Below are 12,341 nucleotides of genomic sequence, written 5' to 3'. Positions count from 1 at the left end.
CCGTGCGGTACCGAACGGCCTCAGGCCTTCGGCGCCAGGTTGAAGTCGATGATCTGGTCGGGGGTGAGATCCGACTTCAGGGCGCCGGCGCCACGCAGGATCGCGATGCTCTTGGCGACCCGGCCGCTGTCCAGCGTGCCCAGCGCGGTGCCGGAGTTGCTGGAGCGGACGTATCCGGCCATCAACTGCAGCTCGGCGGCGGCTGCGGCGGGAACGACCGCCTCGGCGTTCTTGGCCAGGATCTCGGCCGCTTCCTGCGGGTTCGCCAGGGCGTACTCCAGGCCCTTGAGTAGCGCCTCGGTGAACTTCTTGACCTGCTCGGGCTTCTCGGTGGCGTACTGCTTCGAGGTGATCAGCACGTTGCCGTAGAGGTCCTGCATCACGTTGCTGTACGGCAGCAGCACGGCCTTCTTCTTGGTCACCGCCTCGATGGTCGGCTGGCCGACCACGAACTGGCCGATGCCGTCGACGGAACCGGAGGCCAGCGTGCCCATCAGGGTCTGCGCCTCGCCGTTGACCCACTTCACCTTGGTGTAGTCGATGCCGGCCATCCGGGCGTACGTCGGGAAGAGGTTGCGGACCACCGAGCCGGGGGTGTCGGCGAGAGTCTTGCCCTCCAGGTCCTTCGGGGTGGTGATGCCCGTGCCGTCGACGGTGGCGATGGCCGCCATGGTGCGCTGCTGGATCGCGGCCACCGCGACGAAGTCCTTGGCGTCACCGTTGCCGAGCTGGAGCAGCCCACCGGTCAGGTCGATCGGGCCGAAATGCGCCTGACCGCCGACGACCGTCTGGATCACGGAGCCGGTGCCCTGCCCCGGCTTGATCTCGACGTCGAAGCCGGCGTCCTTGAAGTAGCCCTTCTCCTTGGCCACCCAGGCGTAGGCGTCGCGCCCGAAGTTGCCGAACGAGGTGAGGTACGTCACCTGCTCCAGGGACGAGCCGACGTCGTTGCCGTCTGCGTCGTCCGAGCCGCTGCTGCACGCGGAGACCAGGGCGAGCGCGGTGGCCATCGTGGCCGCGGCGACCGTACGGGTCAGCCTTCTCATCAGTGCACCTTGTCCTTTCCAACCGGGGCGTCGGGCCGCCGGAAGGGAGTTGTCGGTGCGGCACCGGCAGCCGGATGGAAGCCGACACCGCGTATCGAGGGGGACTCTCGCGGGCACAGCGTACGAGAACCCCACCTTTGCGACGCCAGGCGTACCGGGTTGCGGAACGGATACAAAGTGATGTCCACCCCGGACGGTGCGATACGGGACCGAGGCCGATAGCCTTTGCCAGTTCCTGACTTTCCACTCAGGGGGAGGCCCGTCGGCGATGATCCGACTCTCCGAGGTGTCGCGCACCTTCGACGGCCGCGCCGGCCGGGTCGAGGCGTTGCGGGGCATCGACCTCGACGTCGCCGAGGGTGAGTTCGTCGCGGTACTCGGCCGCTCCGGATGCGGCAAGTCCACTCTGCTGCGGCTGATCTCCGGTCTGATCCCGGTCACCTCCGGCGAGGTCACCGTGGACGGCAAGCCGGTCACCGGACCGCGCCGGGACATCGCCATGCTGTTCCAGCGGCCGGCCCTGCTGCCCTGGCGCAGCGTGTTGGACAACGTCCTGCTGCCGGTGGAGGTCTTCGGCTGGAAGCGGGCCGCGCACCGCGACCGGGCCCGGGACCTGCTCGACGTGGCCGGGCTGTCCGGCTTCGAGAAGCGACTGCCGCACGAACTCTCCGGTGGCATGCAGCAACGGGTCGCGCTGTGCCGGTCGCTGATCGGCGACCCCCGGGTCATGCTGATGGACGAGCCCTTCTCCGCGCTCGACGCGCTCACCCGCGAGGAACTCGCCGGCGAACTCCAGCGGGTCCACATGCGCAACGGCGCGACCGTCGTCTTCGTCACCCACTCCATCGACGAGGCGGTGCTCCTCGCCGATCGGGTGGTGGTGCTCAGCCCACGCCCCGGCCGGGTCCGCAAGGTCGTCGACGTGACCATTCCGCGTCCGCGCACGCTGGGTCGCAACGCCCACCTGGCCGACGTCGCCCGGGTCAGTGCCGACCTGCACGAACTGCTGATGGAACGCGACCAGCCGGCAGCAGCCGGTACGGAGGGACGATGAACATGCGGGTGGCTGTCTTCACCGAGCCGCACCGGGGTGCCACCTACGACGACCAGCTCCGCTTCGCCCGGCTCGCCGAACAGGGCGGCTTCGACGCCTTCCTCCGCGCCGACCACTACCAGGCCATGGGCGACGAACCGGCCCTACCCGGCCCGACCGACGCCTGGCTGACCCTGGCGGCGCTCGCTCGGGAAACCAGCCGGATCCGGCTGGGCACCCTGGTCACCTCGGCGACGTTCCGGCTGCCCGGCCCGCTCGCGGTGATGGTGGCGCAGGTCGACCAGATGAGCGGCGGTCGGGTCGAGCTGGGCATCGGCACCGGCTGGTACGCCCGGGAGCACATCTCGTACGGCATCCCGTTCCCCGGCACCAGCGAACGATTCGACCGGCTCGCCGAACAGCTCGAAGTGATCACCGGGCTGTGGCGCACCCCGTCCGGCGGGACGTTCAGCTACGTCGGGGACCACTACCGGCTCACTGATTCGCCGGCGCTGCCCAAACCGGTGCAGATTCCGGGCCCGCCGGTGATCGTCGGAGGGCGCGGTCCCAAGCGCACCCCGGAGCTGGCCGCCCGGTACGCCGACGAGTTCAACGTTCCCTTCACCAGCGTCGAACAGGCCCGCGAGGCGTACGAGCGGGTCCAGGAGGCGAGTCAGCGGGTCGACCGCGCCGGCAGCGGGCGTCGGCCGTTGACGCTCTCCGCCGGCATCGTGGTGGCGATCGGGCGTACCGACAGCGAGGCCCGACGGAGAGCGGCGCCGCTGCACGTCAAGAGCGCCCTACCGCCGGAGGACCCGGTGGTCGGCTCACCGCAGCAACTGGTCGACCGGATCGGCGAGTTCGCGGCGATCGGCGCCACCCGGGTGCATCTACGCCTGATCGACCTCACCGACCTGGAGCACCTGGAGCTGATCGCCGCCGAGGTGCTCCCCCACGTGGACGGAACCCGATGACCGAAACGCCAGCGGACGCTGTCACGCCCGGCTCCGCACCCGTGCTCGGCCCGGTGGGGCAGGAGATCGTCTTCGAGAACGACCGGGTACGGGTCTGGCACATTCGGCTGGAGCCCGGTGAGCGCCAGCCGCTGCACCGGCACGACCACCCCTATCTGGTGGTGGCCGTCCAGGGCGCGAAGAACGTCGTGCAGACGGTCGACGGTGTCAAGATCGACGCGGACGAGCCGACCGGTGGGGTGGTCTATCGCGATCCGGGGGCGGTGCACATGCTCACAAACGTCGGCGACACGACATACCTGGCCCGGCTGGTCGAGCTCAAGTAGACCCGCCGCGAGCAGGTCGTACGTCCGTCCACGGCGTGCCGGTGGCGATCGGTGGCGACGGACCGTAACGTGCCGGTCATGGCCCATCGGACATCGAGCCGACTACTGTTCACCGCGTTCGGCGTCAGCCTGCTTGCCGGCGCCGGTCAGCTCGGCCTCGCCTTCGGCTTCGGCATCGTCCGACTCACCGGAAGCTTCACCGGCGCGAGCATCAACCAGTGGCCGGCCCAGCTCGTCTGGGCCGGCTGGTTCGCCACGAACGCCGCGGTGATCGGCGCGGTGCTCACCGAGCGGCTGGCCCGCCACGGTGGGCAGCTCACCGGCACCGGCCGGCAACTGGCGGTCGCGGGCAGCGCCGCGCTGGGTGCCACGGTGGTGGCACCGCTGTGCATGCAGCCGGCCCGCAACGCCGAACTCGTCTCGGTCGACCCGGTGTGGGCCGTGGCCATCTGCGCCGGGCTCGGCGCGGTGGTCGGTGCCGGCGCCGCGCTGGCCGTCCTGGTCCGACCGCCGTTCGCCTGGAACATGGCGGCGGTGGCCGCGACGGTCTGGTTCCTCGCGTTACTGTCCGTGATCCCGTCGCTGGGGGCGAGTGGACCGCTGGCCCCGGTACGCCTCGGCGTGCTGGAGCCGGCCTGGCTCGCCGCCGACACCGCGCAGCGACTGGCGCTGCTGATCCTGCCGATGGTGACGCTGCTGGCCGGCGCGGCGACCGCGACGGTGGCCCGGTGGCGCGGCCATCCCGCACTGGTCAGCGGGCCCAGTGGGATCGCCGGACCGGTGCTGGTGGCGTTCGCCTACCTGGCCGCCGGCCCCGGTGACACCGGCGATCGGTACCAGTTGACCCCCTACTACGCCGCGCTGATCGCGGTGGTGGTCGGCGCGCTCGGGTCGGCCGCGGCAGCACTGCTGCCCTGGCCGGTAACCGGCCGGCTCACCCACCGGGCCGCCACGCCCACCAGCGGCACCGCCATCGAACCGACCGCAATTCTGCAACCGTTGCCGACGACCCCCGCGCTGCCCGGGTCGGCCGGCGCACCGGCCGACCCGGCAGCCACCTCGGCGCGCCCGGTCGTGGTGGTCGACGACGGCACCGAGACCGACCGGTCCACCGCAGGAACCCGCTCCGACGACGGTCCCCGGGCCGTCGTCACGTCGGACGGCTCACCGCCACACTGGCACTGGCCGATCGCACACACCAACCCGTCCGCCGCCACGGCCACGCCGACCACCGGCGGTGCGGTTACCCGCGGCCCGGCCGCCGCCGGCACCGCACCGACGACAGCCGCAGCGAGGACCGGCGTCGGTGGGCAGCCGCCCGGCGGCGTACGCTCCGCCGACAGCGCAGGCGATGGCAACGGTGCCGACCGCACCGGCCCGGTCGACGCCGGTGCCGCACGGCTCGACGACGCCGGGAGCCGAGCCGATGCTCCCGAGCCAGCGGGCGACGCCGCGCGACGAACCGACACCGCCGAGCCAGCGGCCGAAGCCGGGCGGCGAACCGGGGCCGCTTCGGTGTTGTCGACCAACGAGGACAGCCACACCGGCGAGCGGGCGCAGAACGGCGAGCCGACGGGTGAGACCGCCGGCTCGGAATTCGACGAGCAGCCGGGGGCGGGGAGCGACGGGCAGCCCGGGGCATCGACCGAGCCGGCACCGGTGGGCGACGGCAGCGACCTGCCTCAGGCGGCACCCACCACGGTGGAGACCGAGGCGCCGGTCGCTTCCGGCGACAGGACTCCGACGCCCCGCCGTGCCCCCACGCCCCGGTCCCCGAACCCGTCGGCGGACCCGCCGCCCACCACGCCGCAGGCCACGCCAACGCCAACGCCAACGCCAACGCCAACGCCAACGCATGATGCCGGAGGCCGATCGGCGGAGGGAATGTCGCCGGAGGCACCGCCGCGGCAGCGGTTCATGTTGCCCGATCTCACCCGGGCCACGGTCGGGCCCGACGCGCCATCGACTCCTGGCAGCTCAGCGGCCCTCCCCGAGACCTCGGAAGTCTCCATCGAGCCGGCGGCCACCGCCCGTGACCTCACCGCCGCGTTCACGAAGCCGCCCGCCGCCCGGGCCGAGGACGTCCAACCGGACGGCGAGGCGGAGAAGGGCCGACGTGGACTGTTCCGACGCGGCAGGTCCCGGTCGGCGGAGAATGCCGCGACCGAGCAGGACGAACCGCTGCCGGCACAGGACGAGGAGTACGTCGACTGGGTCGCCGGGCTCAGCCGACCGCTCGACGACGACGAACCCACCCCGCCGAAGGGAACACGCCGCTCCCTGCGCTCGACCGGGCGGCACCACCGACGCTGAGGCCACCGACGTCGAGGCGCCACCCGCGCACCAGGATTCGTCGGTTCCACCGCGCCCTCGTCCGGGGTCTTCACCGTCGTCAACTGCCGCGAGCGGCAAGGGTCGAGCGCCTCATGTCCGAGTGACATGAGGCGCTCAAGGCTCACTCGCTCCGCCCGTCCCGACCGGTCAGGCCAGCGGCAGGTAGACCCGTCCGCCGGAGGCGAGGAACTCGTCGGACTTGTCCTGCATGCCGCGGGCGGCGTACTCCTTCAGGTCCTGAGTGATCTTCATGGAGCAGAACTTCGGCCCGCACATCGAGCAGAAGTGCGCCGTCTTCGCCGGCTCGGCGGGCAGCGTCGCGTCGTGGTACGACCGTGCGGTCTCCGGGTCCAGCGAGAGGTTGAACTGGTCCTCCCAGCGGAACTCGAACCGTGCCTTCGACAGCGCGTCGTCCCAGGCCTGCGCTCCCGGATGTCCCTTCGCCAGGTCGGCCGCGTGCGCCGCGATCTTGTACGCGATCACCCCGGCCTTCACATCGTCGCGGTCCGGCAGCCCGAGGTGCTCCTTCGGCGTGACGTAACAGAGCATCGCGGTGCCGAACATGCCGATCATCGCGGCTCCGATGGCCGAGGTGATGTGGTCGTACGCGGGCGCGATGTCGGTGGTCAGCGGACCGAGCGTGTAGAAGGGTGCCTCGTGGCACCACTCCTGCTGAAGATCGACGTTCTCCTTGATCTTGTGCATCGGCACGTGCCCCGGACCCTCGATCATCACCTGCACGTCGTACTCCCAGGCGATCTTCGTCAGCTCGCCGAGGGTTCGCAGCTCAGCGAACTGTGCCTCGTCGTTGGCGTCCGCGATCGACCCGGGCCGCAGGCCGTCACCGAGGGAGAACGTCACGTCGTAGCGGGCCAGGATCTCGCACAGCTCACGGAAGTTGGTGTAGAGGAAGTTCTCCTCGTGGTGCGCCAGGCACCAGGCCGCCATGATCGAGCCACCGCGCGACACGATCCCGGTCACCCGGTCCACCGCCAGCGGGACGTACGGCAGCAGCACCCCGGCGTGCACCGTCATGTAGTCCACGCCCTGCTCGGCCTGCTCGATCACCGTGTCCCGGAACACCTCCCAGCTCAGCTTGACCGGATCACCGCCGACCTTCTCCAGCGCCTGGTAGATCGGCACGGTGCCGATCGGCACCGGCGAGTTGCGCACGATCGCCTCGCGGGTCTCGTGGATCCGCTTGCCGGTGGACAGATCCATCACGGTGTCCGCGCCCCACCGGGTGGCCCAGGTGAGCTTCTCCACCTCCTCGGCCACCGAGGAACTCACCGCCGAGGTGCCGATGTTCGCGTTGACCTTGACCAGGAACGCCTTGCCGATGATCGCCGGCTCGCACTCCGGATGGTTGATGTTCAGCGGCAACACGGCCCGACCGGCCGCGATCTCGTCCCGGACGAACTCCGGCGCCATCCCCTCCCGGATCGCCACGAACTCCATCTCCGGCGTGACGACACCGGCGCGGGCGTACCCGAGCTGCGTCGGCCGCTTACCGTCCGAGCCGGCCAGTGGGGTTCCGGCACCGCGTACCGGCGCCACGTCGGCCCGCTCGGCGATCCACGGTCCCCGCAGCGGTGCCAGCCCCACCTCCGGATCAGAGCCCGGACCCGAGGTGTCGTAGAGCCGTACCGGTGGGTTGTCCCCGGTCAGCTCCACCTCCGCGAATGGCACCCGGATGTCCGGCCGTGATCCCTCGACGTACACCTTGTGACGACATGCCTGCATGACAGCCTCCCTGATCAGGCGGACCAGCCGAAGTGGTCCATCGGTCCACGGCCCGCGCCCAGTTCCCAGTCCCGCGCGCCGGTCAGCGCCCGGGTGACGTACTCCTTGGCGGCCCCGACCGCCGCCGGCACCGAATCGCCAAGCGCCAGCCGCACCGTCACGGCCGCCGAGAACGAGCAACCGGTGCCGTGGGTGTGCCTGGTCGGCACCCGTGGGGCACGCAGCAGCGTCGTCCCCTGCGGGCCGTGCAGCACGTCAACCGCCTCCGCGCCGGTGTCCACGTCGCCGCCGGTGACGATCACCCACTCCGGTCCACCGGCCGCCAGCGCCCGCGCCGCCGCAGTCATCTCCGCCACGTCGGTCACCGCCGTCCCGGTGAGCGCGGCGGCCTCCGCGCTGTTCGGTGTGGCCACCCGGGCGTACGGCAGCAACCGCTCCACCGCCTCCACCACGCCGAGCTGGTGCCCGCTGGTGGCCACCAGGACCGGGTCGACGACCAGCTGCGGCAGCCGGCCGGCCGCCGCCGCGTCGGCGATCGCGGCCGCCACGGCCGGGCTGCCCAGCATCCCGGTCTTGACCGCCCGTACCGCGAAGTCCGACAGCACGCTGTCGAGCTGATCGGTGACCAGTCGCGGGGGCAGCGGCAGCACCGCGTCGACGCCCCGGGTGTTCTGCGCGGTGACCGCCGTCAGCACGCTCGTGCCGTACGCGCCGAGCGCGGCGAAGACCTTCAGGTCGGCCTGGATGCCGGCGCCGCCGCCGGAGTCGGAACCGGCGACGGTGAGCACGGTGGTGGGGGTCACGGCAGTTCCTCTTGGTCTGGGGTTGTCTTGTGGTTGTGGTTGTGGTTGTGGTTGCGGTTTAGGGCTGCGGCCGACCGTGCCCACTCCGGGCGGTCAGGCTTGATCCCTGCGTGGGCACGGTCGGCCGCAGCCCCGTCGTGGTCATCCCCCACCGGAACGTGCCGGCTTGGAGGGCTCAGGGTCGTCCGGGCCCACTCCGGGCGGTCAGGCTTGATCCCTGCGTGGGCACGGTCGGCCGCAGCCCCGTCGTGGTCATCCCCCACCGGAACGTGCCGGCTTGAGGGGGTCGGAGGGGGTGTGGCGTGGAAGGCGGCGGTGAGGGTGGCGGTGGTCTGGTGTGGGTCCTGGGCGCGCATGATGGTGCCGAGGACGGCCACTCCGCAGGCTCCGGCCTGGACGCAGGCGTGCACCTGGGCGGGGGTCTCGATGCCGCCGAGGGCCAGCGCCGGCACGGGGCTCCGCCGGATCAGCTCGGCCAGACCTGCGGGAAGCAGGGGTGGGCCGTAGCCCGGCTTGGTCCGGGTGGGGAAGATCGGCGAGAGGGTGACGTAGTCCTCGGTGGTGAGGCGGCGTAGTTCCGACGCATCGTGGCAGGAGCGGCCGATCAGGTCGGCGGCGGGCGGCGGGTACGGGCCGGCCGCCGGCAGGTGCAGCGCGATCGGAGTGCGGCCCTGATCGCCGGCCACCAGCGGGTCGGGGCCGCCGACGACAAGGGTTCCGCCGGCCTCGGTGAGGATCGATCGCAGCTCGGCGGCGAGGGCGAGGCGCTCGACGCGCGGCAGATCCTTCTCCCGTAGCACCACCCACCGCACTCCCCCCGCCACGGCCGCCGCCACCACCTCCACCAGCCCACCCCGAGCCACCCGCCGATCGGTAAGCAGCACAACCCCCGAAGGCACTTGGATCTTGGTACGAACCGGCCCCTGGAGGGGCGCTCCCGGGCCAAGATTCACAAGATCAGTCCGCCCGGTCATAGGTCGGGGCGGCCTTCGTCGGGGGTGGAAGGCAGGGCGTGGAAGCGGCGGGGGATGCGGCCGGCGCTGCGGGCGAGGTGGCCGGCGGCGATCGCGTACCGCATCGCGGTGGCCATGGCCACCGGGTCGGCGGCCCGGGTCACCGCGCTGGCGAGCAGCACCGCGTCGCAGCCCAGCTCCATGGCCAGCGCCGCGTCCGAGGCGGTGCCGATGCCCGCGTCCAGGATCACCGGCACGCCGACGTCCTGCCGGATGAGCCGGATGTGGTGCGGATTGTTGATCCCCAGGCCGGAGCCGATCGGCGCGCCGGCCGGCATCACCGCCGCGCAGCCGACGTCGGCCAGCCGCCGCGCCAGCACCGGATCGTCGGAGGTGTACGGCAGCACGGTGAACCCGTCGTCGACGAGTTCCTCGGCGGCCCGCAGCAGTTCCACCCCGTCGGGCAGCAGCGTCCGCTCGTCGCCGATCACCTCCAGCTTGACCCAGTCGGTCTCGAACGCATCCCGGGCCAGCCGAGCCACCTTGACCGCCTCGCCCGCCGTGTAGCAGCCGGCCGTGTTGGGCAGCAGCCGTACGCCGCACCGGTCGAGCAGCTCCAGCAGACCGCCGGGCCCGCCGGGCACCGTCTCCACCCGGCGCAGCGCCAGGGTTACCAGCTCGGTGCCGGACGCCCGGATCGCCTGCTCCAGCACGTGCAGGTTGGCCGCCCCGCCGGTACCGAGGATCAGTCGGGAGGTGAACCGCACACCGCCCAGCTCGAAGCCGGTCGCCTGGTCGTCCATCCCGTTCACCCGCCCTGGGCGGCGCTGAGCACCTCGACCCGGTCACCGCCGCGCAGCACCGTCGCCGGCCAGCCGGTACGCGGCACCACCTCGCCGTTGACCGCCACCGCCACACCGCGCTGCTGGCCGGTGACGTCGCGGACCAGTTCGGCCACCGTCAACCCGTCCGGCAGGCTGCGCCCGGCACCGTTCACCGTCAGTTCCACGAGTCGTCCTCCGTCGGATGCGAAAGGTTGCCAGCGGCGGCAGCCGAGCTAACGACGGCCGACGGGTCGGCGAACCGGTCCGGCCGGAAGGGAGAGAGCAGGGCATGCGGGCTGCCGCCGCCGGTGATCAGATCGGTGATCAGGTCCGCGGTGACCGGGGTCAGCACGATGCCGTGCCGGTGGTGACCGGTGGCCACCAGCACATCCGGGTGCCCCGGCAACGGCCCCAGGATCGGGGCGTTGTCCGGCGTGCCGGGGCGCAGCCCCGCCAAGGTCTCCACCAGGTCGTACTCGGCGATCTCGGGTAGCAGGTCGACGGCGGCCCGCAGCAGCCGCAGCACCGCTCCGGCGCAGACGCTCAGGTCGGAGCGCTCCTCGACGGTCGCGCCGACGACCACCTCGCCGTTGTCCCGTGGCACCAGGTAGACGTGCTCGCCGTCGGCGTACCCCCGGATGACGTGCCGAAAGCCTGGCGGCCCGCCATCCGGCGCACGCAGCCGCAGCACCTCTCCCTTCACCGGACGGACCGGCAGGCCGGTCAGGGCCGCGCTGCCGCAGCCGGCGGCGACCACTGTCACGCCCGCGTCGACGTCGGACAACCGGCGCACCGGCTCGGCGACCAGCACCGCGCCCGCGCGTTCCGCCGCCAGCCGCAGCGCCGGCACCAGCCGGCGCGGGTCGACCTGGTGGTCGGTGGCGGCGAGCGCGCCGCCGCGCACCCGGGGCGCCAGCGCCCGCTCGCGCGCGCGCAACTGCGACGGGCGCAGCGGTGTCACCGGCAACCCCAGCCCCTGCTGGTACGCCCAGAGCCGGCGCGCCTCGGCGAGGTCGTCGGCGGTCAGCCCGACCATCAGGGTGCCCTCGGTCCGGTAGCCGATGTCGGTGCCGGTCGCCTCGGCCAGTTCGGCGGCGAACCCGGGCCAACGCCCGGCCGACTCGGTCAGCAGGCCGGTCAGTTCCCGCTCGCCGAAGTACGCCTCGGCGACCGGCGCCAGCATCCCGGCGGCCACGTGCGAGGCACCCGACCCGGGCGCCGGATCGTGCACGACCACCCGCAACCCGCGCGCCGCGCACCGCCAGGCGACCGCCCACCCGATCGGCCCGCCCCCCACGACGGCCACCTCGGGCCGGCGCTGCGGTACCACCCCGGTGGTGGCGGGGCTACCGGTCAACATGTCAGCGCCCGAACCAGTTCGCCGGCGGCGCGGGCGGGATCGGTGGCTCCGGAGAGCGCACCAACCACCGCCACCCCGTACGCACCGGCGGCCCGCAACTCGGGCACGTCCGCCGCCGTCACCCCACCGATGGCGATCACCGGTACCTCGACCGCCTCGACCACCGCCCGGACACCGGCGACACCGATCGGCGGTGGCAGCCCGTCCTTCGTGGCGGTGACGCGGCACGGCCCCACGCCCAGGTAGCTCGCCCCCGCGGTGACCGCGGCCAGCGCGGTTGCCGGCTCCCGCGCGGTGGCACCCAGCACCGCCGCCGGGCCGAGCACCTGCCGGGCAGCCGCCACGGGTAGATCGTCGGCACCGACGTGACCACCGGCGGCGTCGGTGGCCAGTGCCACGTGCAGTCGGTCGTTGACCAGGCAGGGCACCCCGTACGGTGCGCAGTGGGCAAGAACCTGCCGGGTCAGTTCGTACGCCTGCCGGTCGGTCGCGGTGTCCGCGACCCGGACCTGCACCACGAGTTCGGCGTGGGCCACCGGCAGCACGGCACGCAGCACGGCGAGTGCATCCCGCCCGGGTCGGGTGTCGGTGATCAGATGCAGTCGTCCCAGGGACGGCACGGCAACACTCCTCCCTGCGCCGGCATTACCCGGATCAGGTTCGACGGTCGGGGGCTCACAGCCCCCCTCTCAGCCCGGTACACCGGGCTCCCGTGGGTTCGTTGGGTGTCACCGTACGTCGTTTCGCCGGTTCCGCCAAGCCCGTCCTGCGCCGCCGGTGGCGGCGAGGGCCACCCGGTCATGCCGACTCCGCCACGGCCTGCTGAACGGACTCGCGGCAGCACGGCGGCCGGAAAAGGCCCCGATATGCAGCGACTCACACCAATAGAAAATGACCTCGTTACCAAAACGTTACAAGGGTTCACCTTGCTCGAAACTAGATTCA

At 72.2% G+C, this 12,341-nt stretch carries 11 protein-coding genes, 1 pseudogene and 1 riboswitch; of the genes and pseudogenes, 4 read left to right on the top strand and 8 right to left on the bottom strand.

The features are described 5' to 3' along the window. Positions 1-20: 20 nt before the first annotated feature. On the bottom strand, positions 21-1,046 hold the full coding sequence (locus KBX00_RS21290) for an ABC transporter substrate-binding protein (protein WP_164447862.1): 1,026 nt from the start codon (positions 1,044-1,046) through the stop codon (positions 21-23). Between the two features lie 268 nt (positions 1,047-1,314). Between KBX00_RS21290 and KBX00_RS21285 the strand changes: the two genes are divergently transcribed. The 4 genes from KBX00_RS21285 (at position 1,315) to KBX00_RS21270 (ending at position 5,692) form a co-directional block, all read left to right on the top strand. Next, positions 1,315-2,100, top strand: coding sequence for an ABC transporter ATP-binding protein (locus KBX00_RS21285; RefSeq protein ID WP_210829618.1), 786 nt, complete (start codon positions 1,315-1,317; stop codon positions 2,098-2,100). A gap of 2 nt (positions 2,101-2,102) precedes the next feature. Then, positions 2,103-3,053 (top strand): LLM class F420-dependent oxidoreductase, encoded by a 951-nt coding sequence (locus KBX00_RS21280; protein WP_210829666.1) that lies wholly within the window; start codon positions 2,103-2,105, stop codon positions 3,051-3,053. After that, a complete protein-coding gene (locus KBX00_RS21275; RefSeq protein ID WP_210829616.1) occupies positions 3,050-3,379 on the top strand; it encodes a cupin in 330 nt (109 codons plus the stop codon). Before KBX00_RS21280 ends, KBX00_RS21275 begins: the two co-directional genes overlap by 4 nt. 78 nt (positions 3,380-3,457) lie before the next feature. Continuing rightward, positions 3,458-5,692, top strand: a complete 2,235-nt coding sequence (locus tag KBX00_RS21270; RefSeq protein ID WP_210829614.1) for a hypothetical protein — start codon at positions 3,458-3,460, stop codon at positions 5,690-5,692. A 168-nt stretch (positions 5,693-5,860) separates the two neighbouring features. Here KBX00_RS21270 and thiC read toward each other — a convergent pair whose 3' ends face one another. The 7 genes and pseudogenes from thiC to KBX00_RS21235 form a co-directional block, all read right to left on the bottom strand. Continuing rightward, positions 5,861-7,456, bottom strand: coding sequence for a phosphomethylpyrimidine synthase ThiC (thiC, locus tag KBX00_RS21265; protein ID WP_210829612.1), 1,596 nt, complete (start codon positions 7,454-7,456; stop codon positions 5,861-5,863). Between the two features lie 14 nt (positions 7,457-7,470). Continuing rightward, complete coding sequence (gene thiD, locus KBX00_RS21260) at positions 7,471-8,259, bottom strand: bifunctional hydroxymethylpyrimidine kinase/phosphomethylpyrimidine kinase (protein ID WP_210829610.1); 789 nt, start codon at positions 8,257-8,259, stop codon at positions 7,471-7,473. 299 nt (positions 8,260-8,558) lie between these two features. Beyond that, positions 8,559-9,164 (bottom strand): annotated as a pseudogene (locus tag KBX00_RS29425) (thiamine phosphate synthase); the annotation flags it as partial. 65 nt (positions 9,165-9,229) lie between these two features. Further along, positions 9,230-10,015, bottom strand: a complete 786-nt coding sequence (locus KBX00_RS21250) for a thiazole synthase (RefSeq protein WP_210829608.1) — start codon at positions 10,013-10,015, stop codon at positions 9,230-9,232. Positions 10,016-10,020: 5 nt separating this feature from the next. Beyond that, the gene (thiS, locus tag KBX00_RS21245) at positions 10,021-10,221 is read right to left on the bottom strand and encodes a sulfur carrier protein ThiS (protein ID WP_210829606.1); all 201 of its coding nucleotides are present in this window, start codon (positions 10,219-10,221) and stop codon (positions 10,021-10,023) included. Further along, positions 10,212-11,396 (bottom strand): glycine oxidase ThiO, encoded by a 1,185-nt coding sequence (gene thiO, locus KBX00_RS21240; protein WP_210829604.1) that lies wholly within the window; start codon positions 11,394-11,396, stop codon positions 10,212-10,214. Before thiO ends, thiS begins: the two co-directional genes overlap by 10 nt. Further along, positions 11,390-12,016, bottom strand: a complete 627-nt coding sequence (locus KBX00_RS21235; protein WP_210829602.1) for a thiamine phosphate synthase — start codon at positions 12,014-12,016, stop codon at positions 11,390-11,392. Before KBX00_RS21235 ends, thiO begins: the two co-directional genes overlap by 7 nt. Further along, positions 12,011-12,120: riboswitch (TPP riboswitch) on the bottom strand. Its footprint overlaps the gene before it by 6 nt. Positions 12,121-12,341 lie beyond the last annotated feature (221 nt).

Origin of the sequence: Micromonospora sp. C95 (assembly GCF_018070465.1) — a bacterium.
GTDB lineage: Bacteria > Actinomycetota > Actinomycetes > Mycobacteriales > Micromonosporaceae > Micromonospora.
This window is presented reverse-complemented; position numbering and strand designations above follow the sequence as displayed.

Bases quoted from the DNA above. Each gene is read 5' to 3' on its own strand.
- KBX00_RS21290 (WP_164447862.1), bottom strand. From the start codon at position 1,046: ATGAGAAGGCTGACCCGTACGGTCGCCGCGGCCACGATGGCCACCGCG.
- KBX00_RS21285 (WP_210829618.1), top strand. From the start codon at position 1,315: ATGATCCGACTCTCCGAGGTGTCGCGCACCTTCGACGGCCGCGCCGGC.
- KBX00_RS21280 (WP_210829666.1), top strand. From the start codon at position 2,103: ATGCGGGTGGCTGTCTTCACCGAGCCGCACCGGGGTGCCACCTACGAC.
- KBX00_RS21275 (WP_210829616.1), top strand. From the start codon at position 3,050: ATGACCGAAACGCCAGCGGACGCTGTCACGCCCGGCTCCGCACCCGTG.
- KBX00_RS21270 (WP_210829614.1), top strand. From the start codon at position 3,458: ATGGCCCATCGGACATCGAGCCGACTACTGTTCACCGCGTTCGGCGTC.
- thiC (WP_210829612.1), bottom strand. From the start codon at position 7,456: ATGCAGGCATGTCGTCACAAGGTGTACGTCGAGGGATCACGGCCGGAC.
- KBX00_RS21250 (WP_210829608.1), bottom strand. From the start codon at position 10,015: ATGGACGACCAGGCGACCGGCTTCGAGCTGGGCGGTGTGCGGTTCACC.
- thiO (WP_210829604.1), bottom strand. From the start codon at position 11,396: ATGTTGACCGGTAGCCCCGCCACCACCGGGGTGGTACCGCAGCGCCGG.